At 51.5% G+C, this 23,399-nt stretch carries 21 protein-coding genes; 20 read left to right on the forward strand and 1 reads right to left on the reverse strand.

All coding sequences use genetic code 11. From position 1 onward, the window contains the following. Window positions 1-477 precede the first annotated feature (477 nt). The 11 genes from A372_RS0116225 to A372_RS0116275 all read left to right on the forward strand — a co-directional run bounded on the left by A372_RS0116225 (window position 478) and on the right by A372_RS0116275 (window position 14,273). The gene (locus A372_RS0116225) at window positions 478-2,025 is read left to right on the forward strand and encodes a chitinase (protein ID WP_019421929.1); all 1,548 of its coding nucleotides are present in this window, start codon (window positions 478-480) and stop codon (window positions 2,023-2,025) included. A gap of 182 nt (window positions 2,026-2,207) precedes the next feature. Continuing rightward, a complete protein-coding gene (locus tag A372_RS0116230; RefSeq protein ID WP_019421930.1) occupies window positions 2,208-3,872 on the forward strand; it encodes an RNA polymerase sigma factor in 1,665 nt (554 codons plus the stop codon). A gap of 110 nt (window positions 3,873-3,982) precedes the next feature. Continuing rightward, the gene (locus tag A372_RS35510; protein ID WP_019421931.1) at window positions 3,983-5,404 is read left to right on the forward strand and encodes a VOC family protein; all 1,422 of its coding nucleotides are present in this window, start codon (window positions 3,983-3,985) and stop codon (window positions 5,402-5,404) included. Between the two features lie 147 nt (window positions 5,405-5,551). Next, window positions 5,552-6,664, forward strand: coding sequence for a PucR family transcriptional regulator (locus A372_RS0116240; protein ID WP_019421932.1), 1,113 nt, complete (start codon window positions 5,552-5,554; stop codon window positions 6,662-6,664). A gap of 103 nt (window positions 6,665-6,767) precedes the next feature. Further along, the gene (locus A372_RS0116245; RefSeq protein WP_019421933.1) at window positions 6,768-7,889 is read left to right on the forward strand and encodes an ABC transporter ATP-binding protein; all 1,122 of its coding nucleotides are present in this window, start codon (window positions 6,768-6,770) and stop codon (window positions 7,887-7,889) included. Window positions 7,890-8,308: 419 nt separating this feature from the next. After that, the gene (hprK, locus tag A372_RS0116250; RefSeq protein ID WP_019421934.1) at window positions 8,309-9,247 is read left to right on the forward strand and encodes an HPr(Ser) kinase/phosphatase; all 939 of its coding nucleotides are present in this window, start codon (window positions 8,309-8,311) and stop codon (window positions 9,245-9,247) included. Between the two features lie 45 nt (window positions 9,248-9,292). Further along, window positions 9,293-10,462 (forward strand): prolipoprotein diacylglyceryl transferase, encoded by a 1,170-nt coding sequence (lgt, locus tag A372_RS0116255; protein WP_019421935.1) that lies wholly within the window; start codon window positions 9,293-9,295, stop codon window positions 10,460-10,462. A gap of 3 nt (window positions 10,463-10,465) precedes the next feature. Then, window positions 10,466-11,119 carry a pyrophosphatase PpaX gene (ppaX, locus tag A372_RS0116260; RefSeq protein ID WP_019421936.1) on the forward strand — a complete coding sequence of 218 codons (654 nt, stop codon included), beginning with the start codon at window positions 10,466-10,468 and terminating at the stop codon, window positions 11,117-11,119. Next, window positions 11,116-11,610 carry an acyltransferase gene (locus A372_RS0116265; protein WP_019421937.1) on the forward strand — a complete coding sequence of 165 codons (495 nt, stop codon included), beginning with the start codon at window positions 11,116-11,118 and terminating at the stop codon, window positions 11,608-11,610. Before ppaX ends, A372_RS0116265 begins: the two co-directional genes overlap by 4 nt. A gap of 206 nt (window positions 11,611-11,816) precedes the next feature. Then, complete coding sequence (locus A372_RS0116270; RefSeq protein WP_019421938.1) at window positions 11,817-13,046, forward strand: polysaccharide deacetylase family protein; 1,230 nt, start codon at window positions 11,817-11,819, stop codon at window positions 13,044-13,046. A 42-nt stretch (window positions 13,047-13,088) separates the two neighbouring features. Continuing rightward, complete coding sequence (locus A372_RS0116275) at window positions 13,089-14,273, forward strand: acyltransferase (protein WP_019421939.1); 1,185 nt, start codon at window positions 13,089-13,091, stop codon at window positions 14,271-14,273. An 87-nt stretch (window positions 14,274-14,360) separates the two neighbouring features. On the opposite strand, the gene A372_RS37415 is transcribed toward A372_RS0116275, so the two are convergent. After that, window positions 14,361-14,498, reverse strand: a complete 138-nt coding sequence (locus A372_RS37415) for a hypothetical protein (RefSeq protein ID WP_019421940.1) — start codon at window positions 14,496-14,498, stop codon at window positions 14,361-14,363. Window positions 14,499-15,266: 768 nt separating this feature from the next. Here A372_RS37415 and A372_RS34090 point away from each other — a divergent pair. The 9 genes from A372_RS34090 to A372_RS0116325 all read left to right on the forward strand — a co-directional run bounded on the left by A372_RS34090 (window position 15,267) and on the right by A372_RS0116325 (window position 23,331). After that, the gene (locus A372_RS34090; protein WP_083858864.1) at window positions 15,267-16,391 is read left to right on the forward strand and encodes an ATP phosphoribosyltransferase regulatory subunit; all 1,125 of its coding nucleotides are present in this window, start codon (window positions 15,267-15,269) and stop codon (window positions 16,389-16,391) included. 27 nt (window positions 16,392-16,418) lie between these two features. Further along, on the forward strand, window positions 16,419-17,057 hold the full coding sequence (hisG, locus tag A372_RS0116290) for an ATP phosphoribosyltransferase (protein ID WP_019421942.1): 639 nt from the start codon (window positions 16,419-16,421) through the stop codon (window positions 17,055-17,057). Window positions 17,058-17,112: 55 nt separating this feature from the next. Beyond that, window positions 17,113-18,390, forward strand: coding sequence for a histidinol dehydrogenase (hisD, locus tag A372_RS0116295; protein ID WP_019421943.1), 1,278 nt, complete (start codon window positions 17,113-17,115; stop codon window positions 18,388-18,390). Window positions 18,391-18,509: 119 nt separating this feature from the next. Beyond that, window positions 18,510-19,118: an imidazoleglycerol-phosphate dehydratase HisB gene (hisB, locus tag A372_RS0116300; protein WP_019421944.1), complete on the forward strand. Its 609-nt coding sequence runs from the start codon at window positions 18,510-18,512 to the stop codon at window positions 19,116-19,118. Between the two features lie 3 nt (window positions 19,119-19,121). Beyond that, the gene (gene hisH / locus A372_RS0116305; protein ID WP_019421945.1) at window positions 19,122-19,745 is read left to right on the forward strand and encodes an imidazole glycerol phosphate synthase subunit HisH; all 624 of its coding nucleotides are present in this window, start codon (window positions 19,122-19,124) and stop codon (window positions 19,743-19,745) included. Between the two features lie 49 nt (window positions 19,746-19,794). Next, entirely contained in the window at window positions 19,795-20,541 is a 747-nt protein-coding gene (gene hisA, locus A372_RS0116310) for a 1-(5-phosphoribosyl)-5-[(5-phosphoribosylamino)methylideneamino]imidazole-4-carboxamide isomerase (RefSeq protein WP_019421946.1), read from the forward strand. Between the two features lie 19 nt (window positions 20,542-20,560). After that, a complete protein-coding gene (gene hisF / locus A372_RS0116315) occupies window positions 20,561-21,319 on the forward strand; it encodes an imidazole glycerol phosphate synthase subunit HisF (RefSeq protein ID WP_019421947.1) in 759 nt (252 codons plus the stop codon). Next, window positions 21,316-22,011 carry a bifunctional phosphoribosyl-AMP cyclohydrolase/phosphoribosyl-ATP diphosphatase HisIE gene (gene hisIE / locus A372_RS0116320; protein WP_019421948.1) on the forward strand — a complete coding sequence of 232 codons (696 nt, stop codon included), beginning with the start codon at window positions 21,316-21,318 and terminating at the stop codon, window positions 22,009-22,011. The genes hisF and hisIE overlap by 4 nt, the downstream gene beginning before the upstream one ends. 369 nt (window positions 22,012-22,380) lie before the next feature. Next, window positions 22,381-23,331, forward strand: coding sequence for a ribose-phosphate diphosphokinase (locus A372_RS0116325; RefSeq protein ID WP_019421949.1), 951 nt, complete (start codon window positions 22,381-22,383; stop codon window positions 23,329-23,331). Window positions 23,332-23,399: the final 68 nt, after the last annotated feature.

A 23,399-nucleotide genomic window follows, 5' to 3' on the forward strand; every position in this document is an offset into this window, starting at 1 on the left:
TCCTTCATGGCTCACCAGTTATACAATCAACTTCAATATTATTGAAGTTTTTTTGTTTTATACGGCATTGCACCATCAGTACACGATATATGAATATGATTACTTACAGCCGGACTTGAGAACAATCAAGTCCGGCTTTTTGATATTGTCCGGATTAATAGAATAATATCCCTTGCTGTAGATATTTATCCTTGAAACAGGCACTGGAAAAATAGTTTATTAGAGATACAACTTTTGTGACCAAACTGTGAACTTTCGGAGATGTCTTCGGAGAGCCGCAAGCCGTATTATGCGGCATTCCGGAAGCGAATGCCATTCCGACGGGGAGGTGATATATACGGCTGAAGGCCAGCATCCTTAGAGACATGGTAGGGTGAACTAGAAGAGTTGATGTGAGAAAATCATCGGTATCCAGACAGTTTGAGCCTGAAACCATGCAAATTGGCAAGATAACGACTTGATTGAGGGAGGAATATGATGAAAATGAAGACAACGAAGAAAAAAACATTTGTTTTTCTGTTCGTGTTGATCGTGTTGTTTTCCTTAATACCTGTAAGCGCTTTTGCAGCGCAGCAATGGTCACCGAACACAAATTATCAGACTGGCGATGTGGTCAATTACAGCGGCACTGCTTATAAATGCCTGCAGCCACATACCTCGCTTCCAGGTTGGGAGCCGCCGAACGTGCCTGCACTATGGTCGGCGCAAGGAGGAGGAGATCCAGATCCCGATCCGGACCCGGATACCCAGACGCCGTCAGCTCCGGCGAACCTCGTAGCTACCGGGTCCGCTTCGACGACCGTTTCGTTGAGCTGGAGCGCCGCGACGGACAATGTCGGCGTAACCGGCTACGATGTGTTTAAGAACGGGACGCTTGCCGGAACGACGACTTTCACTTCTTATATGGCGACCGGGCTGACGCCGAATACGTCTTATACATTCACGGTTAAGGCAAAGGATGCGGCGGACAACGTCTCGGCTTCAAGCAATGCCGTAACCGTGACGACAGGCTCCGTGGGGCCGAATCCTGATCCGATTCCAGATAAATTACTGATCGGATATTGGCATAATTTCGATAACGGTTCGACAGCTTTGAAGTTAAGGAACGTATCCCCGCAGTACGATGTCATTCAAGTCGCTTTCGCCGAAACGACGGGAGGGAACCACTCCACATTAAGCTTTACGCCATACAATGCGACTGTCGCCGAATTCCAGTCGGATATTGCACACCTTCACAGTCAAGGCAAAAAGGTGCTTATATCCATAGGCGGGCAGAACGGCTCGGTCGAGCTTCATAACAATACCGACATACAAAATTTTGTGAATTCGATGACGAACATAATTCAAACCTATGGGTTTGACGGGCTTGACATCGATTTGGAGGGAGGTTCGATTTCTCTTGGCGGCGGGGATACGGATTACCGCAATCCGACGACGCCGAAAATCGTAAACCTGATTACCGCCGTCCGGCAGCTTAGCAATAATATCGGACCGAACTTTATGCTGACAATGGCGCCGGAAACCGCGTACGTGCAAGGAGGTATTGTCTCATACGCTGGGCCGTGGGGGGCGTACTTGCCCGTTATCCACGGGCTGCGTGATAAGCTGACATTTATACATGTGCAGCATTATAACGCCGGCGGCAACGAGGCGCTGGACGGCCGAGTCTATAATCAGGGTACGGCGGATTTCCAGGTTGCCATGGCGGAAATGCTGCTGTATGGCTTCCCGATTAACCGCAATCCGAACAACATATTCCAACCGCTGCGGGAGGACCAGGTGGCGATCGGCCTGCCTTCCGTACCGAGCGCCGCGCCGTCGGGCGGATACACCTCGGCGGCGGACGTGGCCAAAGCGCTCCAATATCTTGTGAAGGGTACGCCGTATGGCGGAACGTATTCAATGCAAAGAAAGGCAGGTTATCCGAACTTCCGCGGTGTGATGACCTGGTCGATCAATTGGGATGCGACGAGCGGATACGCGTTCGCCAACAACGTAAAATCGGCTTTCAACTTTGAACAATGAGAACATGAACGTGGATATCGGTTTATTATGGCAGCCGGACTTGAGAATAATCAAGTCCGGCTTTTTTTGTTTTTATGAACGTGTTGCGGAAGGATATGGGCACTTGGCGTTAAATATAAGTACGAAGACAAGAACGTAGGAAGACAGATACGGCTTGGTGGTGGAGAACGGAGGGGTTCACCATGAGAATTGACGGCTTGCGAACGGAAGAACTGACGGCGTTAATTAGTCAAGCGCGTCTTGGAGACCGGGAAGCATTCGGCGAGTTGGTTCGACGCCATCGGGCCCAGATGGTTATGTGGGCTCGCCGCATTATAGGTGACGCCGTGTCGGCCGAAGATATTGTGCAAGATGCGCTTCTGCAGACGCTTCAGAAGCTTAACACGCTGAAGGATCCGGATAAATTCGTTCCCTGGTTGCGGATGATCGTGCGCAATCGTGCTCTGATGGAGTTGAGGAGCACTGCTAGAGCACGCTCTGCTGGGTGGACAGGCTGGGCAATGGATGACGGTATGGATACGGAGCAGACGATGCACCTGGCTCAGCAGGAGATTGATCTGCGTGCAAACCTGGTAGACCCTGCCGATGCTGAACTTAAGCGGCAAGCACTGGCTGAATTTGAACGTCTGTTCGAGCGCCTAGGTGAGCGGGAGCGTGCTGTATTGCAAGCACATGCATTGGCTGAATTGCCGATTCCGGAAGTGGCTGCCCGGCTTGGGATGAAGAGTGGAGCCGTCTATACCGCATTGTCGCGAGCGCGGCGTAAGCTGAGCGATGCGAATTTTCAAGCACAGGTATCGCAATATGTAACTGGCCGCCGTCAACGGGGGCTTCAAAAATGCGGGATTGTAAGCGGGGCAAGGTATCATTGGTTCGCTGCTGCGCATAACACGATGGCGGCTACGATATTGGAGACGCTTCTGGCTACGGGCATCCGCAATGTCTCCTTAACCGATGTGATGGGGCTGTCAGGGCACGCCTTCTGCCTATATGCGACTCCCGATATTGGACTGAGCAGCGCATATGCCTTTGATTGGGCGAAGACAATGAGATTTGGTTGGAGCAATCTAGGCTATTCAGCGGTCATATTTGGCGGAGCCGGGCTGACTCTGCGTCAGCCGGACGAGCTGATTGGAGCGATGGAGCAGATGCAGGACTCCATTATGCGCGGCACTCCGATTGTTGCATGGAACGTAGCAAGCGCCGAGTTCGGTCTCATCTGCGGCTTCGATGACAGAGCCAGCGAATGGATGGTGACGGACACGACGGTAAGCGGCAAACGGCTGCCATACGATAAGCTTGGCCGCAATCATCCGGATGCCGAATGGTTCGCAGTCATCCCTGGGACACGTCATCCGGTGTCATGGCGCGATACGCTAAACCGTGTCTTCGTGCAAGCCGTCCGCCATATACGCGGTCACGAGAAGGCCATACTGCCAGGCTGCGCCGTCGGATTGGACGCATATGTGACATGGATAGAAGCCTTTCGAGAAAGCAAGATAGCCGATCCGCTATCGGTAGCGTATCATGCTGCCTATACGGCTGAAGCGAGACGCAACGCAGCGCGGTTCCTCCAAGCAAGATTAACAGATGGCACAATGAATAATGTCTGCAGGGAAGCGGAGCCGGCCGTTCATCATGCATATGTTAGCTACACGACGGTTGCGGAAGCGTGGGCTGCGCTATCGCGCTTGTTTCCGCTGCCGTTCGGCGGCAATTCACTTGGACCGGGTCCTGCTGAACGAGCCGTGCGGCTGTTGGAACGGGCGGTTGCAGAAGAACGGCAAGCGGTAGACGCGCTGGAAGAAGCGGCAGATTGGCTAGAGCGTAAGGTCGGACGAATCTGAATCTTTTTTTAAAATATTCAATGATATGATGTAAGAAATAGTGAGCTTGGCGCATCCATATGAAATGAAGGCTTTCGAAGCTGAATCATTTCCGTATAGGAGGAGTAACTATGAATCAAACGACAAAGGCAGCAGAACAAATTCATCCAGTAAAAAACCGTATCGGTGGAGTATTCATGCACGTTAGCAATATGGAGCGCTCTGTCAATTGGTATCACAAGTTGTTCGGCTTGCCCGACCGATCGTCTGTAACCGACAAGGTTCACGAGATCACAATGGATGGGGGGAGCGGTCTTGTGCTCGATCAGCACGGATATGATCGCGGACTATCGATGGCAGAGCGGCCGCTCCTGATGTTCCAATCCCCAGACGTGCATGCCGCATACCGATTCGCGAAGCAGAATGGCATTCCGATCGAGTGGGAGATTGAACAATATCCAGGCATGGCGTTCTTTACGCTGCGCGATCCGGATGGGAATCTGCTCATGGTATGCGGAAATCCGGGTGAGACAGAGAGTGGGAACGGATCGGAACCAATGGAGGCCGCGGCTGTCCGATATGATGGCGGCGGGACTTGGCTTGCGGTAAGTGGTAACTTGACACAGGGAGAGCTGACGCCAGAAGGCTTGGTGCTAACGGGAAGAGCGGTAACGGATGAATCCTTCCGCACTCCAATTCGGATAGAGACAACGCTTCGCCTGGAGGCTGGATGTTTACGCTTGCTGTTTGGCCCTCATGGAGAATTAACATTCAACTACGGCCCATCTGCAAGCGGGGGAGCAGGCGAAGAGTTCTACGTCAATCACCCGAGCTTGCATAAAACGTTCAGCTACACGGGAAAAGGGACTGTACCGTATGGACAGTGGGTGCGTGTCGAATGGACGATCCGGGAACGTTCCATGGAAATACATCTCGACGGGCAATTGTTTCATGCCCAAGAGGGTTACTTCGGAGATACGGTCGGACTTGCCGGTGTTGGGTGTGATAATGGTCAGGTGACGGTACGTTCCTTCTTCGTCGAGCCGCTTGCGGTGTCAGAAGGGGTTCCGCATCTTGCCGTCTCAAGCGAGGGAGAGCCGATAGACGAATTGATCCCGGCTGAGGTCTGTCATCCAGTCATAACGGGAGATGGGCTGTGGTTGTCTTATAATGATCAATGGGGAGATGCGCGTACGAAGGCGGCATACTCAGTGCCTTTTCAATGTCGGAGTCTCATCCGGACGGATACGAACTCGCTCGTACTGTATGGAGGCGCCTCTGCACAGGTGAAATTCCATACGGGCGGAGCGCTTAGCTTCATCGATCCGGTTACCAAAGAGGAGACTTGGGCGGAAGGCAAGGGGGCACTGCCGAATAAATGGACGGAAGTGATCTGGAAAATGGAGTCGGACCGCGCGACGATTACTGTGGATGGAGAAGTTAGGCTAGAGCATACAGGGGATTTCTCCGGGTGCAGCTTCCGGCTTGGTATCGGACCTGATCAAGGAAGCGCGCTTGTTGTAAAGTCGGTGGAAGTTGTAACGTTAATATAGTATCGTTATCATAATGTGCAGCAGCCTGTGACTCTAAGTAGAGGAGCAGGCTGCTTTTTTTGTACAAATGGGAGATGCTGAAGGGATACGCTCAGTTATGATACAATGAGACAAAAGAAGACGGACGAATGGGCGGAGTGAACAATCATGGAAAAGCAAGCTTTGCAGCTGCATATCGAACGAATTCTCGGCAAGAAGTTGGTGCCGTTGTCAGTACCAACCGAAGAGTGGCACGATTGGACGAAGGCGCAGGACTTCGAGCGGCAGTCATCGGCTCCCGTAGTCATGCATCAGCGTAACAGCAACTGGGTGCTGCTGTGGAAGTCAGGTACATCGACAACAGAACTCATGCAGGTAGATGAACATGCTTTAACGGAACAGGAACGGCAATGGATCGAGCTCATCCTCTGGATGGAGCACCAGCCGAAGCCTGTGCTTCCCAGCACGCATTTGGGCGATGAGCAGCAGGCGCTAATGTTGGGACAATGGATTATCGAACGTATGAGGGAAGGCGATGGAAGCGCAGAGGTTCCTGATACATTTTCCTGGAAAAACAAAATGTTCACCCAAGTCGTACCGTTCCTGCTTGTTGCAGAACATGCGCACCGGGAAGGTCCTGGTTACAAGGATTTATATAGATTGATGAAATCCTATTTTGGAGGCGATCTCATTCTGCTTCCGCTATCTGAAAAAGAATGGTTTATTTTGTGTCCGGAACAGCTGACCCAAGCGAATGAAGCAGATGATGACGAAGACGAGAGGGAAACGATGGAAGAACTGCTGACATCGTTCTGCCTCGGATTGTATGAGCTGCTCGCGAATGAATGGGTAGGCGAAAGCCATTTGTCTATTGGATACCCATTCTCACCGGTGAAAGGTATGCCAGGCGTCGTAGCTCAGCTGCGGGAGACCATTTATTTGGGACGTACGTTTCATGTAACGGACAATATACATTTGCCATGGGAGCTACACCTAGAGCGTCTCGTGAACAGTATTTCGGACGAAGTGCGCAAGCAATTCCTGCAACGTGTTGTGACGAAGGCGGACAGCTTTACAGATGTAGAGACGATGGCGACACTTGGAACTTTTTTTCAATATGATTGCAGTGTGAGCGAGACGGCCAAAAGATTATATATCCATCGTAATACTTTACTGTACCGTCTGGACAAAATAAAGCATGAAACAGGACTGGATGTGCGCAAGTTTACGGACGCCGTACTAGTGAAGCTCATTTTGCTATTGTACAAAGTAACGAAATAGGACATTCATTTTTTGTGCAACTTGTGTATAGTTATTTGTACAGGGTTTAGTTAAGATATAAGTAACCGATTTCATGATAAAAATGTTTAAGGGGGAAACGCACATGGCAGGCGTACGTTTAGAGCACATTTACAAAAAGTATCCGGGTTCCGACAATCCAACGGTAGTAGACATTAATCTGGACATTCAAGACAAGGAATTTCTCGTATTGGTAGGTCCTTCCGGTTGCGGTAAATCTACAACACTCCGTATGATTGCGGGTCTTGAAGAAATTTCCGAAGGTAAATTGTACATCGGCGATCGCCTAGTTAATGACGTGGCTCCGAAAGACCGTGACATCGCGATGGTGTTCCAATCCTACGCGTTGTATCCGCACATGAACGTGTATCAGAACATGGCGTTCGGTCTGAAACTGCGTAAATTCAAAAAAGAAGATATCGATAAACGTGTACGTGAAGCAGCTCGCATTCTCGACATCGAGCACTTGCTTGACCGCAAGCCGAAGGCATTGTCCGGTGGCCAGCGTCAGCGTGTTGCCCTCGGCCGTGCTATCGTCCGTGAGCCTCAAGTATTCTTGATGGACGAACCGCTTTCCAACTTGGATGCGAAATTGCGTGGTCAGATGCGTTCTGAAATTTCCAAACTGGCAAAACGTCTGCAAACGACGGTTATCTATGTAACCCATGACCAGATCGAAGCAATGACGATGGGTGACCGTATCGTTGTTATGAAAGATGGTATCATTCAACAAGCGGCTTCACCAGACATCCTCTACAATAACCCATTGAATATGTTCGTTGCAGGCTTTATCGGATCTCCGACAATGAACTTTATTAATGGCACCTTGTCTGAAGAAGGCGGTAACTTCCGCTTCAAGGCACCGGGATTGGATGTTGTCGTACCTGCAGGTAAAGCACAAGTGCTGAAGGAAAAAGGCTTCATCGGCAAAGAAGTTATTCTCGGCGTTCGCTCCGAGGATATCCACGAAGAGCCTGTATTCTTGGAAGCATCGCCTAACAGCATCTTCACGGCTTCCATTGATGTTACGGAGAACATGGGTCATGAAATGTTCCTTTACTTGACAGGCGTAGGCAAAGAGACGATCATCGCACGTGTTGACGGACGTTCCAACTCGAAAGAAGGTCAAAACGTGAAGCTTGCCATCGATATGAATAAAGTTCATGTCTTTGATAAAGACTCAGAATTGAACCTGTTCGAAAACTAATCAATGAAAACACAGAGGCTAGCCATTCCGGCTAGCCTTTTTTGGATAGTGTATGCCTTCCGCCTCGGAGTCATGTTACCTCCCCAAAGAAGGTACGCCCGTTCGAGCCTTTGCTCCACTCTCCCCTTTATTCAGAACAGCAGCAACTCATTCCCTTGTAAACGAGTATTTTTCATAGATTGAAAAAGCGATCTATATAAGTTGAACCTATTTAGCCCCCAATTAGATTGGAGAGCGACTTAGGAGTCCTTTTCTGTTCTATCTGTACGGTTCTTGTCCCGAGCAGGTTGTCATTGCGAGAACTGGCACATTGATTTGCACGTCGTTTTCCTTTACGATGATTACAATGAGGTAAGGGCACTTCGCCGCAATGGGATTACAGATGAATGAAGTGCCGCCAGACGAAGGAGTGAACGACGATGGCCAAGAAGGTGAAAGTTGCCGAAATGGTGGAGCAGTGCCACCTGGAGGTATTGGCTGGCGAGCAAGGCTTGAAACGACCGATTACAGTCGATGATCTGCATCGTCCTGGGCTGGAGATGGCCGGGTATTTTGAATACCATCCGAAAGAACGGGTTCAACTCATTGGCAAGACGGAATTATCTTTCTTTGAGACGTTATCGCCGGAAGCGAAGCGAGAACGGATGCAATTGTTCTGCTCCGAGGAGATGCCGTGCATTATTGTGACGAGAGGGCTTGATGTGCCCCGGGAGCTGATTGACGTCTGTCAAGAACAGCAGGTTCCCTTGCTGCGCTCACAAATGGCGACGACGATTCTATCGAGCCGCATTACGAACTTTCTGGAGAAAAAGTTAGCGCCGACCGCGACGATTCATGGCGTTCTGGTCGATGTATACGGTGTTGGAATGCTCATTTCGGGAGGCAGCGGAATCGGAAAAAGTGAAACCGCACTGGAGCTTGTCAAACGTGGACACCGGCTCGTCGCCGACGATGCCGTAGAGATTCGGCAAACTTCTGATTTTCAACTGCATGGCTCCGCGCCAGAACTGATTCGCCATTTGCTTGAAATTCGCGGTATCGGCATTATTAACGTCATGACCTTGTTCGGGGCAGGGGCGATTCGTAATAACAAGCGCATTAGCGTGGTCATTAAGTTGGAGAATTGGCAGCAAGATAAGCAATATGACCGTCTCGGCATTGACGAGGAGAAGACGCGCATCATTGATACCGATGTTCCCCTTGTGACGATTCCGGTGCGTCCCGGACGGAACTTGGCTGTAATTATCGAGGTGGCTGCGATGAACTATCGACTGAAGCGCATGGGTTACAACGCGGCGCTGCAGTTCACCAATAAGCTGACGGAAACGATCGCAGAGGATATGGAAGATTTCGATTGATTTCGCAGCATGCGTGTAAATGGGATGAATGAAGGAGTGTGAAGGATGGCAACATTGTTGCTCGATCCGATAGCCTTTCAGCTTGGACCGCTGAAGGTGCATTGGTACGGCCTAATTCTTGGTACGGCTGCACTGGTCGGTCTGTTGTTGGCTATTCGCGAAGGGAAACGCTTCGGCATTTCCCAAGATTTTTTCATGGATTTATTATTATTCGGCGTACCTTCCGCCCTTGTGGGCGCGCGTGCGTATTACGTCGCGTTCAAATGGGACGATTATAAGGATGACTGGCTTGAAATCTTTAAAATTTGGCATGGGGGCATTGCGATATACGGCGCTTTAATCGGTGCGGTCATCTGTGCCCTTATCTATGTAAGGAAAAAGGGGTACAGCTTCTGGCGCATCGCTGACTTCTGCGCGCCCGGACTGCTTATCGGACAAGCGATCGGACGTTGGGGCAATTACGTCAACCAAGAAGCTTACGGCGGTCCTGCCTCTGAGTCCTTCTTGCGCAATACGCTTCATCTGCCCGACTTTATCGTCAATCAAATGAATGTGAACGGGACGTTTCATCATCCGACATTCTTATATGAATCGGTATGGAGCTTCGTCGGCGTCCTGCTCTTGTTCGGACTGCGCCGTCTGCGCGGTGTTCGCAGCGGAGAGGTATTCATCAGCTACTTGATATGGTATTCGATTGGCCGTTTCTTCATCGAAGGCTTGCGTACAGACAGCTTGGCCTATCAAGGCTCGGACTGGGTCGTATCATTGGTGGATGCATTATGGTCACCGATGTACGTCTTATTTGAACCAGGTTTCTTGGATCCCGACTACGGAAACGTGCGTATTTCGCAGCTGATCGCCATCTTCCTCATCGTGGCGGGAATTATTCTGATCATTGTCCGGCGTGCAACAGGAGTGGCGAATACCCTGTACAGTTCGCCAATTACATCTGCGCGTATGCAGGCAAATGCTGCGCCTCAACAGAGCGAAGGAATTAGCACCAGCAACATTCAAGCTGATGACTCAAAGAACAATGCCGTGAATTCTGCGGCAATGCAGGAGAATAAGCCAAGGCAGGAGCCGGAGCGCATATCGGATTCCGATTCCGGGTCCCTCGAGGCGGACGATGATCTTGAGCAAGAGAGCGATGAGCCTGCGACGGACGATGCTTCCATGAACGCGCCGGAGGCTGACAGTCAGACGAAGGAGACTTAGCATATGATTCGAACGGTATTATTTGATTTGGACGGAACCATTATCGACACGAATGAGCTTATCATCCAGACTTTCCTGCACGTGCTGAAAGACAAGACGCCGTCTCCGTTCGCGCGAGAGCAGATCATCCCGAGCATGGGGCTTCCATTGGACCATCAAATCCGTATTTTTACGGGGATGGAGCAGGTGGATGATCTTGTAAAGGCTTATCGGGAATATAACATTGCCCGCCATGATGAGCTGGTGCGCGAATTCCCCCACGTCACCGAAGTCATTGCAGCGCTGCATCGCCATGGAATACGGCTCGGGGTCGTAACGACGAAGATGCGTCTTACGACCGAGCGGGCGCTGCGCATGTTCGGGCTGTACGAGCAAATGGGTACGATTGTTACCATTCAGGACGTGAAGCAGCCTAAGCCGCACCCTGAACCGGTGCTGCAGGCTATCGAGGCGCTGCAGGCCGATCCGGCTACCACACTTATGGTGGGGGACAGCCCTGCAGATATTCAATCCGCCAATGCGGCGGGTGCGATATCCTGCGGCGTGGCGTGGTCGTTGAAGGGAGAATCGGTTCTGCGTCAGTATGAGCCTCGCCATATTATTCATGACATGCGCGACTTGTACGCGATCGTCGGATTGGAGCGGGATGAAGGGTGAGAGACGTTGAGCGGCATCCTGTAAAAGGCCCGAACAGCTTGTGGCAAATATACCGTACGGTCAGTCCTTGGAAAGGCATGTGGAATTTCATATGCATCCAGGTGGCCCGGTACTGCCCTTCCTTACGGGTCAAGCTGTGGATTTACCGCCGATTGCTTCATATGACAGTGGGGCAATACACGGCTTTCGGTCTGATGGCGATGGTGGATGTATTTTTTCCGGAACGCATCGAGATCGGAGACAACACCATTATTGGGTATAATTCCACAATCTTGGCACACGAGTATTTGATCCATGAGTATCGACTCGGAACCGTTCGGATCGGAAGCAACGTCATGATCGGAGCAAACAGTACGATTTTGCCCGGAGTGACCATTGGAGACGGCGCCGTAGTAGCTGCGGGAACGGTTGTGCATAAGGACGTCTTGCCTGGACAAATGGTAGGTGGCAATCCGATGCAGGTGATCCGCGAGTCCTCTCACTCAACTTAGAATACACAGCAGCAGGCAGAATAGCATAACTGTAGACCGGAAGAAATGGCCAAGCCAGAGCTTCCGGTTTTTTTACTTGAGATGCTGCGGGTCTTTGCATTTCAAGGAGATTGGGTATCCTGTATGAAAAATAGGAATGACAATACAGGAGAATTATGCTAGTTTGTTATGTATGTAATGACAGAAAATTGAGGGGAATTAGAGTGATGTGGATGAAACGTGCAGCAGTCGCCCTACTGCTCTTAGCTGTCCTTTGCTCGACTGTGTTCACGGAAGTGGATGGAGCTAGAGCATTATCGTACCGGATTGAATGGGAAGGGAAGGCACGCGAAGACAGGTTCGCAGTGCAGATTGGAGATGAGTGGTACATTCCAACCGATGTGCTGGCTCATGCCTACGGGATTAAAGTTCAGGCTAGAGGCAACGAATTGCAGCTGTCATCGACGGCGAATGGGGAATCACATTGGAATTACGAGCCTATTCATTATCGAGACGAAGTTATTACTGTGATGTACCACAACATAGAGAAAAATCCGAGTCACATGACGTTCATTTCACCAGACCAGTTGGAAGATCAACTGCAGCACATGCTAAATGACAATTTTCACTTTATTACGATGGAGCAATACATACATTTTATGCTGCACGGGGGAACGGTACCGCCGAATGCCGTTTTATTGACCTTTGACGACGGGTATGAGAATTTTTATACCGAAGTGTATCCTATCTTGTTAAAATATCGTATAACGGCTACCAATTTCGTCATCGTATCCTCGATCGATAACCGCAAGCAGATAGGGCGTCCCAAATTGACTTGGGAGCAAATGAGGGAAATGAAACAGCATGGGATGAGCTTTTATAGCCATACATATGATTCACACGCCTACGCTTCGATTGATCAACGAGGAAAACAGAGACCGATGCTGACCCGTCATCTGTATCTAGCGAAGGAACAGAGGTTGGAAACGGACAAGGAATATATAGACCGAATCAAGCGTGATCTGGGCACCGCCGAATTGCGGTTGAAGGAGATGCTCGGAAACAACCAGAGCGTGCTTGCATTTCCATACGGGGCTTATACCCAGGATGTGCTTAAGGCGTGCAGGGAACTTGGGATCCACATTACATTTATGGTAAAGCCGGGCATTAACCAGCGCTCGAAGCTGAACGGTTACCGCATCAATGCTGGCAATCAGCAGATTCATTCGGCTGACTTGATTGAGCAAATGCGCAACCGGGGCCTGAGGACGAAGCTGTCCCGTGCCAAATCGCCGTATGTCGTCAAATGGAACGGTACGGCACTGGGCTTGGAGCGTACACCTATCGTAAAGAACGGAAAGTGGTATTTACCACTAAGCTTGATTCGGGATTCCTTCGGACTGCACTTCCAAATCGATTCCTCTTTACAAAAAATACGCTTATTTACCGGAAAATAACAATAGATGAATAGAGGACAAGCTTTAAAGGGGGGGATGAAGATGGCGGCACGCAAGGAGCGCATAACAGCGATACCTATCGTTCGTGCGCTGGCCATGCTTGGTGTAATAAGCGTCCATGCAACGTCGGATGCGGCTGTAGAGATGACTCGATCGAAAATGTATTATGGGTACACGTTTTTTAATATTTTTTTCAAATACGGTACACCAACGTTCATTTTGCTGAGCAGCTTTGTCTTATTTTATAACTATGGCGGGCGGGAAATGCTCCAGTCGTCCGTGCTCAAGAAATTTTATCGCAATCGACTGCGGTATGTCATTATTCCGTATATCCTTAGTTCAATCTTTTATTTTACATTCGTACATACGACGATCTACACGGATCGAGGCTGGGATGAGTTGATACGGACGTTTGTCACTCAAATCCTAACTGGTTCAGCGTATACCCACTTATATTTTGTTTTCATCAGCATTCAGTTCTATCTTTTGTTTCCGCTAATGCTGCAGCTGTTCCGCTCACGGAAAATAACGGCCTGGGCGATTCCCCTTGGGTTGTTGCTCCAGTGGGGATTTGTCGTATGGAATAAATATGATTTGCAAGTTGTATCGAAAGGCAGCATTGCGTTATCGTATATGAGCTATTATTTCTTGGGTGCTTATTTGGGATTGAATTACGAGCGCGTGCGACCATGGTTAAGCTCGTTGGGAATGAAGGGCGTGCAAAGGTCTTACCGTGTCGGAACGGCTCTTCTGTGGGCAAGCTGGCTCGTATGCGCGCTTCTGCATGTGCAGATTTGGTTCTGGACCCGTTCTACAGGGCGCATTATGGATTCGTTAGTTTACGAGCTGTTATGGAACGTTCATACATTGTTGTCGGCTATCGTTCTCATGCAGTTGGCCTTTTATTTGGAACGCCGGCTGCCGGAGTTATTGCGCCGTGCGATGGTTCGATTGGGGGAGTTGTCTTTTGGCATCTATTTGGTGCATCCCATCTTTCTTGCCGTTTATCGACAGGTGCCTTGGCATCAGGGCAAATCGCTGCTGTATCCGCTCTATTTGGCCGGGGGGTATATGTTTGCTCTCGGCATGTCGTGGCTCGTTGTATCGCTCGCGTTCAGCTTTATTCCCTTTGCATGGGTAGGGTTGGGCGCCCCTCCAAGCCGATCGTTGGCTAATAGACGCCGAAGCTCGAGGGTATCTGTAAGCTCAACCAGCTCGGGCGCTTGAGGAAGGTTCGAGAAGGAGGATAAGCCGTCTGTGCAAATGCGCAGGCGGCTTATTTTAGCGTTGGATAAAACCATTCTCTGAATACGGTTATTCATCCTCGTGAAGCGTTCCGAAGGTACCTTCAGCCGAGAAGAATGCGGCGTTAGCTGGTTTCTCCACAAAATACGCAGGCCAGTCAATCGGTGTGGACTCGAATGCTGCGGTCTCTCTCTTCCGTTTGCGCATTTCGGAAAACTCGTTCTCGCGTTCTCACGCCATCCTGTATCGATTTGCCCTTTTGGCCACTCTCCCAATGCTTCAGGCTGTGCGATGAAAGGCTCGGTACGTGATGATTGACTCGGACATGTAGTGAATGGCTAGGGAGTTGACAGCAGGAAGGCGAGCCATGGTACTGTGAGCCAAGTCAATGGGTATTTGCAAAGGCATGGTGAGTACAGCCAAGTCGACCGAGGTTGCATCGTGGAACCAATACTGTTTTATATTTGAGTTGTTTGAGATCATCTTCAATCGGATGGTCTATTTTGCATGCGAGAATAATATTGGAAAATGCGCTGAAGTTTAATAGACGTACGGTGTGTGAATGTTGGGGCCGATGCACAAGGATTGGAAAAAAAATATTGTTGTTATGATGGAGGAATGGGCTAATAACTACTGTTAAGTAAGGATGATCTTTGCCAATCAGGCAATGATATTGTGCTCATTTTCTGAATAGTTGGGAGAGTGGTCAAAAGGGCTTTTAAAGGAGGCTTCCTTAACGGAGAGCAAGCGGTTGCGTACAATTGTCTGAGCATGCACTGGTCGAGAGGATGCTTCCGTAAGTGGACTGCCTGAGCAAGGTCCTTCTGTAGGAGGGAGTTTTGAGAGGAACTGTGGAATGGAAAGGATTGACGCGCCGTTCGTTCCGTGATAATATACTTTTAATTTCTTCAATTTGCTAATAAGGTAACTTGGTAATATATTAACACACTAAAGCATCAAGGGCGGGGTGACAGGATGACAAAGCCAAGAATGTTCGAGAAACCTTCAGGTGTTCGTGATTATTTGCCTGAAGCCGTGCGCAAGCTGCGGTATATCGAGCGTGAAGCGCTCCACACGATGGAATGCTGGGGATACAAGCAGATTATTACTCCTACGATGGAGTTCTATGATACGGTAGGCACGGCAAGCTCCACCTCGGATCATAAGCTGTTCAAGCTCTTGAATCAACGGGGAACGACGATGGTGCTTCGTTCCGATATGACGGCCCCGATAGCGCGCGTCGTGTCCTCGCTGCTGGGCAAGGAGCCGTTTCCGATTAGGCTGTCTTATCACGCTAACGTGTTTCGTTCCATGGAGGAAGAGGCGGGTCGGGAAGCAGAGTTCTATCAGACGGGAGCCGAATTGGTCGGTGATGGAGCTCCGGAAGCTGACGCGGAAGTGATTGCACTGGCGATAGCGTGTCTGAAGGCGACGGGAATCGATCGATTTAAGGTTGCTCTCGGTCACCACGGGTATTTGCAAGGTTTATTTGAATATACGCTGCCGCAGGGCGGGGAGCCGCAGACACGGCTTAAGCAGTGCCTCGTACAGCGGGATGTTGTCGGCTTCCGCGAGCAGGTGAGCGCCCTGACGGTGACGGCTGAACAGAAGGAACGATTGGAAGCCGTACTTCAGCTGCGGGGCGGTCGAAGCGTGTTGGCAGCCGCACGGGGGATAGCCGATGAGCCCGCTATGGAGGCTTCCCTCCTTCATTTGGAGCAGGTGTGGGAAGTGCTTGAAGCTTACGGTGTCAGCGAGCATATTGTACTCGATCTGACGATGATGGGTGACTTTTCTTATTATACAGGCATGATTTTTGAGGGCTATGCAGCCGAGATGGGCTTTCCGGTAATGAGCGGAGGGCGGTATGATAATTTATTGCAGCAATTCGGGCGTTCAGCGCCAGCTACGGGCTTCGCACTTAAGACGACGCGCATTATGGATGCCATATCGTCCGATCAGCAGGATAACGAACGTGGAGCAGCCGCCACGATCATCCATTATGACGAACTGTGCCGCAGAGAGGCGTTGACGGAAGCGGCCCGGCTGCGGGCCGAAGGCAGAATCGTCATCACGCAGCGTGTGGATCAGTTGAATTGACCGCAATACGGAAAGAGGGTGCCACTTATGCAAGACTGGCTAAAGGTAGCTATGCCGAAAGGGCGTATTTATAAGCAAGCATCGGCTTTATTTCGAGAAGCCGGGCTGTCAGTGCCTGAGGATGAGGATGATTCGCGCAAATTAATTATCGATGTCCCTGCGGCGCAGATGCAATTCATCATGGCGAAGCCGGTGGATGTGCCGACGTATGTGGAGTATGGTGTAGCGGACGTCGGTATCGTGGGCAAAGACGTCCTGATGGAGGAAAGTAAGGACGTATACGAGCTGTTGGATCTCGGCATTGCCCGCTGTCGCATGTCGGTTATCGGACTCCCTTCATGGAAGCCGGTCATTCATTTGCGGGTCGCAACGAAGTATCCGAACGTTGCTTCCCAATATTTTCGTGAACAGGGTCAGCAGGTCGAAGTGATTAAGCTGAACGGATCGATAGAACTGGCCCCGCTCATCGGGCTTGCGGATCGGATTGTAGATATGGTGGAGACGGGGAAGACGCTGAAGGAGAACGGCTTGGTCGAGTTGGAAGAGATGTTCGGCATCACGAGCCGCCTTATCGCGAACCGAGTGAGCTATCGCATGAAAAATGAACTCATTCAAGGGTTGTGCGATCGGCTTCAAGCGGTCATTTCACCGCAAGTAACGTTGTAATTGTAGAAATTGGAACTATAGATATACACTCATGATCAAAATGGAGGGAGAAACGATGCGGATAGTGAAGGCGGCTGACTGGGGAATGACGCGCCAAGTGGACTATGGCACCCCTGAGCAGATTGAAACGGTGAAGCGTATTGTGCGTGATGTGCGGCAAAAGGGAGATGCGGCTGTTCAGGAGTATACTTTAATGCACGATAAGGTTGGGATCTCTTCCGAACAGCTGCGCATTACGGAGTCGGACGTGGAAGCGGCATACAAGCGGGTGGAAGAATCGTTCCTGACGGCTATCCGGCAGGCCGCGGATAATATTCGCCGCTTCCATGAGAAGCAGAAGCGCACCTCTTGGATGGAATTCCAGTCAGACGGTACGCTGCTCGGGCAGATTGTACGTCCACTTAAGCGGGTAGGCGTCTACGTGCCTGGCGGCAAAGCGGCTTATCCGTCCTCCGTTCTCATGAATGTCATTCCCGCACAGGTGGCGAGGGTGCCGGAGATCGTCATGGTCACGCCGCCTGCAACCGGCGGCACAGATGGCATCGATCCATACATTCTCGTGGCCGCGGCGGAAGCGGGCGTGAAGGAGATGTACCGGGTCGGCGGCGCACAGGCCATCGCCGCGCTCGCATACGGCACGGAGACGATTGCGCCGGTCGACAAGATTTGTGGACCAGGCAACATTTATGTGGCGCTCGCGAAGCGGGAAGTATTCGGCGTCGTCGATATCGACAGCATCGCTGGTCCTTCCGAAATTGTGGTGCTGGCCGATGAGAACGCCCGGCCGTCTTACGTCGCGGCAGATCTGCTCTCGCAGGCAGAGCATGACGAGATGGCGTCAGCGGTGCTTATTACGAATTCCCCATCGCTCGCCGATGCGGTATCGGCGGAAGTAGATCGCCAGCTTGCAGTGCTGCCGCGTCGGGATATCGCGGCGGCATCAATCGAGCAATACGGAGCGATCCTCATCGTGGACGATTTGCGCGAAGGCGTAAAGATGGTCAACGAGATAGCGCCTGAACATTTGGAGATCTTGACGGAAGACCCGATGGAATGGGTCGGATCGATTGAGAACGCAGGGGCCATCTTCCTCGGCGCTTATAGCTCCGAGCCGGTCGGGGATTACTTTGCCGGACCGAATCATATTATTCCGACGAACGGGACAGCCCGGTTCTCTTCTCCGGTCGATGTCGATATGTTCATGAAGAAATCAAGTCTGATTCGATACAGCAAGGAAGCGCTCCTGGCGAACGGTAAGACGATTATGGAGCTGGCGCGTCATGAAGGCCTTGAGGCGCATGCGCGTGCGATAGAGGTACGACTGCGGGATTGAACCTTGTTGCGTCGTATTCATTGCTGTCAGACATTATTACTATCATCCATTCATGCAAGCGCAACATGCTCGTTGCGATAATCTGCAGATCATTTTCGGATAGAAGGGCGGAACCACATATGACACAAAATGCTGCAAATCGCGTTCGCCAAGCGGACATCGCTCGCAAGACGAACGAGACGGATATACAATTATCGTTTCACGTTGATGGCTCAGGCAACAGCCGGCACGACACCGGCGTTCCGTTCTTGAATCATATGCTCGATTTGTTTACGAAGCACGGACATTTCGATTTGCAGGTCAAAGCGGTGGGAGACATTGACATTGATGATCACCATACGGTAGAGGATATCGGCATTTGCCTTGGACTTGCCCTGAAGGAAGCGCTGGGGGATAAGGCAGGCATTCGACGTTACGCGTCCGTATTCGTGCCGATGGACGAGGCATTGGCGCAAGTCATTATTGATGTAAGCAATCGTCCGCATTTCGAGTATCGGGCTTCGTATCCTTCTGCACAGGTCGGTGCGTTCACTGTGGAGCTTGTTCATGAATTTCTATGGAAGCTGGCGCTGGAGGCCCGGATTACGCTGCATGTCATCGTGCATTACGGGCAGAACACGCACCATATGATTGAAGCGGTATTTAAAGCGTTAGGCCGTGCATTAGACGAAGCAACTTCCATCGATCCCCGGGTGCAGGGCGTGCCTTCTACGAAAGGGGTGCTCTAGCCCATGATCGCCGTCATCGATTACGGGATGGGTAACTTGCACAGCGTGAGCAAAGCGGTTGAACGGCTTGGATATGACGTCAAAGTTACGGATTCGCTTGCAGAGATGCTTGCCGCGGACGGCATTATTCTTCCTGGAGTCGGAGCCTTCGGCGATGCCATGCAAGCCTTGCAGGACAGCGGCTTGGACGACGCGCTGCGCAAGGCGGTGCAAGCCGGGAAGCAGACACTCGGCATTTGCCTTGGCATGCAGCTTCTCTTCAATGTAAGTGAAGAGCACGGGCAGCATACAGGGCTTGGACTTCTGCCAGGGCGCGTCACGCGATTCGAAGGGGGCTCCTATAAAGTGCCTCATATGGGCTGGAATCCGCTCAAGTGGCGGCAGCCGGCGCACCCGTTGACGGAAGGGCTGGAAGAGGGACACGTCTATTTCGTCCATTCCTATCACGTGCTTCCGGGCTCGGCAAGCGATGTGATCGCAACCTGCTCGTATGGCGGGAAGCAGGTCACATCCATCGTCGGGCGGGATAATGTATACGGCATGCAGTTCCACCCGGAGAAGAGCGGATCGCTCGGGTTGCAGCTTCTCGCTCGGTTCCTGAAGCTAACAGGCAACGCAAGGAATTAGATCAGCGGAAATGACTCGGTTACATCTAAACTAGGAGGCGAAACAGCTTATGGCGGCATTTACGATATATCCGGCCATTGATATTAGAGGAGGCCGATGCGTGCGGTTAGTGCAAGGCGATTACGGCCGGGAGACGGTCTATCACGATCAACCGGTAGAGGTAGCCCAGCGTTGGGAAGCAGACGGGGCTGCTTGGATCCACCTTGTCGATCTAGATGGCGCGAAAGCCGGACACCCGGTCAATGACGGCCTTATTGCCGACATTGCGCGTTCCGTCAACGCACCTGTTCAAGTCGGCGGCGGCCTGCGCACGCTGCCCGATGTGGAACGTCTGCTTGAAGCCGGCGTGGCGCGCGTCATTCTCGGCACGGCTGCCATTGAAGATCGTGCGTTTGTGGTAGAAGCGCTTGCGCGTTATGGCGGGAGCATCGCGATCGGGATAGACGCCCGTGACGGATATGTTGCCACGCGCGGATGGCTCGAAACGTCGGAGGTCAAGGCTGAAGTGCTCGCTGGCGAGCTTGCTGGTGCCGGTGCAGAGACCTTTATTTTTACCGATATTTCGCGCGATGGCATGATGAAAGGCCCGAACGTCGAGGCAATCGTCGCTTTAGCGAAGTCATCCGGCCAGACGGTTATCGCCTCTGGAGGCGTCAGCAATCTGGATGATCTGCGCAAGCTGGCCGCGCATGCGGCAGATGGCGTCGGCGGAGCGATTGTCGGCAAAGCGCTGTATACGGGAAGCATCGACTTAGCAGAAGCGGTGAAGCTTGCGCTTGCCGCCGACAACGGATAGATGAAACGGAGGGGCTGACATGTTAGCGAAACGGATAATTCCATGCTTGGATGTAAAGGACGGCCGGGTTGTCAAAGGCGTGAACTTCGTCCAACTGCGCGATGCCGGTGATCCGGTAGAGCTAGCGGCGCTGTACGACCGTGAAGGCGCCGACGAGTTGGTCTTTCTCGATATTTCCGCTTCGGTGGAAGGGCGAACGACGATGATAGAGGTCGTTCGTCAGACAGCAGGGGAAATCTCCATTCCATTTACCGTTGGCGGCGGTATTTCCCATGTAGATGACATGATGCGAATTTTGCGCGCAGGAGCGGATAAGATCGGCATCAACACGGCCGCGGTCAAGCAGCCATCGCTTATTACGGAAGGTGCGCGGCGCTTCGGTTCTCAGTGCATCGTCGTCGCGATTGATGCAAGGTATAACGATGCATGGGGCGATTGGGAAGTATATACACATGGAGGGCGCACTCCGACTGGTATTCGTGCCGTGGCATGGGCGCAGGAAGCGGAGCAGCTCGGGGCCGGCGAGATTCTGCTGACGAGCATGGATGCGGACGGAACGAAGGATGGCTTTGACATTCGACTTACCCGTACTGTGTCGGATGAAGTTGGCATTCCTGTCATCGCCTCCGGTGGAGCAGGGAATGCGGCGCACTTTGTAGAAGCTTTCGCAGAAGGTCATGCAGATGCGGCGCTTGCGGCTTCTATTTTCCACTACAAAGAAGTGTCGATAGCAGAAGTGAAGACAGCGCTGCGAGAACAAGGGGTGAATGTGCGATGACAGCAATGCAGACAGCTATCCAGCGGGAAGAACTTGCAGATCAGCTGCAATGGAACGAACAAGGCTTGATTCCGACGGTTGTGCAGGATGCGGCTTCCAAGCAAGTGCTGATGGTGGCGTATATGAATCGGGAGTCGCTGAAGTTATCGTGTGAAAAGGGAGAGACGGTATTTTGGAGCCGCTCCCGTGAAGAGCTATGGCATAAAGGCGCGACCTCCGGCAATACGCAGCGCATCGTATCGATATCAGCGGATTGCGATCGGGACACCCTGCTCGTGCAAGTGGTGCCGAACGGACCGGCCTGTCATACGGGAAGTTATACGTGCTTCTTCGATGTATGCGCGGAGCAGGAGAGCAGCGAATCTGCCCCGCCGCTGTCTATCATCTCCGACCTGGAACGCATGATCGCAGAGCGTGAGGCGGAGCGACCGGATGGGGCATATACGTCGTATCTGTTCGATAAAGGCATCGACAAAATATTGAAAAAAGTCGGTGAAGAAGCAGCCGAGGTTATCATTGCCGCGAAGAACGGCGATAACATCGAACTGCGGAATGAGACAGGTGATCTGTTGTTCCACTTGCTCGTCCTTCTTCGCGAGCGCAAGCTGCCTCTGGATGACGTGCTGGCTGAGCTGAAACGGAGACATCAGGCGCCACGACGGGATACGTATGACGAGCACGGAAAAGTGTAAGAGGATTACCTTCCTTTTTAAGGCGATTCAGCCCTAGCTGTCTTCTCAACCAAGAAGATAAGGGTGAATTGCCTTTTTTGTCATGACATTATGGAGCGGAGAATAGAGGATGAACTGAAGCCGTTCGCATGATCGTGTTCAAAGGCAGCGGCTGTGATTGAACAAGTTGTGAAGGTTGCTTGCGAGGGGGACAAATGTCGTGTTTGTTCGTTGATAGAACGCGAGATTCTCGGTATAATAAGATTAGAATTATTATCAACTGAAAACAGGAATCATTTAGAATGGTCCCAACGCATAAGGTGTCATGTAGACGAGTGGAGTTTGAGGCCGAGGTATTCATTTTCTCAATATGAGGGGGAACCTTACCGTATGCCGAGTAGTAAATTACGCATTTTCTCTGGCTCATCCAATCCGAAGCTCTCCGCACATATCTGCTCGGAATTGGGTGTGCCGCTAGGAAATGTGAAGCTGTCCCGCTTTCAGAGCGGAGAGATTTACGTCCACTTTGAAGAGACGATCCGCAATTGCGATGTATTTCTCGTTCAATCCTTCTCCCATCCGATTAACGAGCACTTTGTTGAACTGCTCGTCATGATCGATGCGGCGAAGCGGGCTTCTGCCCGTACGGTGAACATTATCGTTCCTTATTACGGCTACGCCCGTCAGGAGCGCAAGTCAGCGCCAAGGGAGCCGATATCGGCGAAGATGGTAGCGGATGTCTTGACGACGGTTGGCGCCGAACGCGTTATTACGATTGACTTGCATGCGTCCGCCATCCAAGGTTTCTTCAACATTCCGGTCGATCACTTGACAGCGCTAGATCTAATCAGTGGCTACCTGAAGGAGAAAGAGATAGCCAACCCGATTATCGTGTCGCCGGATGCTGGACGGGCATCCACCGCGGAGAAGCTTGCCGATCAACTGGATTCACCGTTCGCTATTATGATTAAGAAGCGCCCTGCCCACAATGAAGCGGTCATTACGCATGTCATCGGAGACGTGAAGGGACGCACCCCGATTATAATCGAGGACTTAATTGATACCGGTTCCACGATTGTGAACGTAGTCGATGGATTGAAGGTACGCGGGGCGGAAGATGTATTCGTATGCGCCACGCACCCGCTGTTCAGCGGGGAGGCGCTGCAGAAGCTTCAACACCCGAATATTCGCGAGGTTATCGTAACGGACTCCATAGCGCTTCCGGAGGAGCGTTCCGATGTCATTCGCGTATTGTCCGTTGCGCCTCTGCTTGCGGAAGCGACGCGCATCATTACGAACGGCGGATCGATCAGCACGCTGTTTAAGTACAAAGGCGTGTAGGTAATTAATAGCAGGGGATCGTTTTCAGCGATGGGACTTGCTCGTTGCTAACGCAGGCGTCTTCCGTA

This window comes from Paenibacillus sp. OSY-SE, assembly GCF_000283315.1.
In the GTDB taxonomy this organism is placed as follows: domain Bacteria; phylum Bacillota; class Bacilli; order Paenibacillales; family Paenibacillaceae; genus Paenibacillus_B; species Paenibacillus_B profundus.

Bases quoted from the DNA above. Each gene is read 5' to 3' on its own strand.
- A372_RS0116225 (WP_019421929.1), top strand. From the start codon at position 478: ATGAAAATGAAGACAACGAAGAAAAAAACATTTGTTTTTCTGTTCGTG.
- A372_RS0116230 (WP_019421930.1), top strand. From the start codon at position 2,208: ATGAGAATTGACGGCTTGCGAACGGAAGAACTGACGGCGTTAATTAGT.
- A372_RS35510 (WP_019421931.1), top strand. From the start codon at position 3,983: ATGAATCAAACGACAAAGGCAGCAGAACAAATTCATCCAGTAAAAAAC.
- A372_RS0116240 (WP_019421932.1), top strand. From the start codon at position 5,552: ATGGAAAAGCAAGCTTTGCAGCTGCATATCGAACGAATTCTCGGCAAG.
- A372_RS0116245 (WP_019421933.1), top strand. From the start codon at position 6,768: ATGGCAGGCGTACGTTTAGAGCACATTTACAAAAAGTATCCGGGTTCC.
- hprK (WP_019421934.1), top strand. From the start codon at position 8,309: ATGGCCAAGAAGGTGAAAGTTGCCGAAATGGTGGAGCAGTGCCACCTG.
- lgt (WP_019421935.1), top strand. From the start codon at position 9,293: ATGGCAACATTGTTGCTCGATCCGATAGCCTTTCAGCTTGGACCGCTG.
- ppaX (WP_019421936.1), top strand. From the start codon at position 10,466: ATGATTCGAACGGTATTATTTGATTTGGACGGAACCATTATCGACACG.
- A372_RS0116270 (WP_019421938.1), top strand. From the start codon at position 11,817: ATGTGGATGAAACGTGCAGCAGTCGCCCTACTGCTCTTAGCTGTCCTT.
- A372_RS0116275 (WP_019421939.1), top strand. From the start codon at position 13,089: ATGGCGGCACGCAAGGAGCGCATAACAGCGATACCTATCGTTCGTGCG.
- A372_RS37415 (WP_019421940.1), bottom strand. From the start codon at position 14,498: ATGCGCAAACGGAAGAGAGAGACCGCAGCATTCGAGTCCACACCGATT.
- A372_RS34090 (WP_083858864.1), top strand. From the start codon at position 15,267: ATGACAAAGCCAAGAATGTTCGAGAAACCTTCAGGTGTTCGTGATTAT.
- hisG (WP_019421942.1), top strand. From the start codon at position 16,419: ATGCAAGACTGGCTAAAGGTAGCTATGCCGAAAGGGCGTATTTATAAG.
- hisD (WP_019421943.1), top strand. From the start codon at position 17,113: ATGCGGATAGTGAAGGCGGCTGACTGGGGAATGACGCGCCAAGTGGAC.
- hisB (WP_019421944.1), top strand. From the start codon at position 18,510: ATGACACAAAATGCTGCAAATCGCGTTCGCCAAGCGGACATCGCTCGC.
- hisH (WP_019421945.1), top strand. From the start codon at position 19,122: ATGATCGCCGTCATCGATTACGGGATGGGTAACTTGCACAGCGTGAGC.
- hisA (WP_019421946.1), top strand. From the start codon at position 19,795: ATGGCGGCATTTACGATATATCCGGCCATTGATATTAGAGGAGGCCGA.
- hisF (WP_019421947.1), top strand. From the start codon at position 20,561: ATGTTAGCGAAACGGATAATTCCATGCTTGGATGTAAAGGACGGCCGG.
- hisIE (WP_019421948.1), top strand. From the start codon at position 21,316: ATGACAGCAATGCAGACAGCTATCCAGCGGGAAGAACTTGCAGATCAG.
- A372_RS0116325 (WP_019421949.1), top strand. From the start codon at position 22,381: ATGCCGAGTAGTAAATTACGCATTTTCTCTGGCTCATCCAATCCGAAG.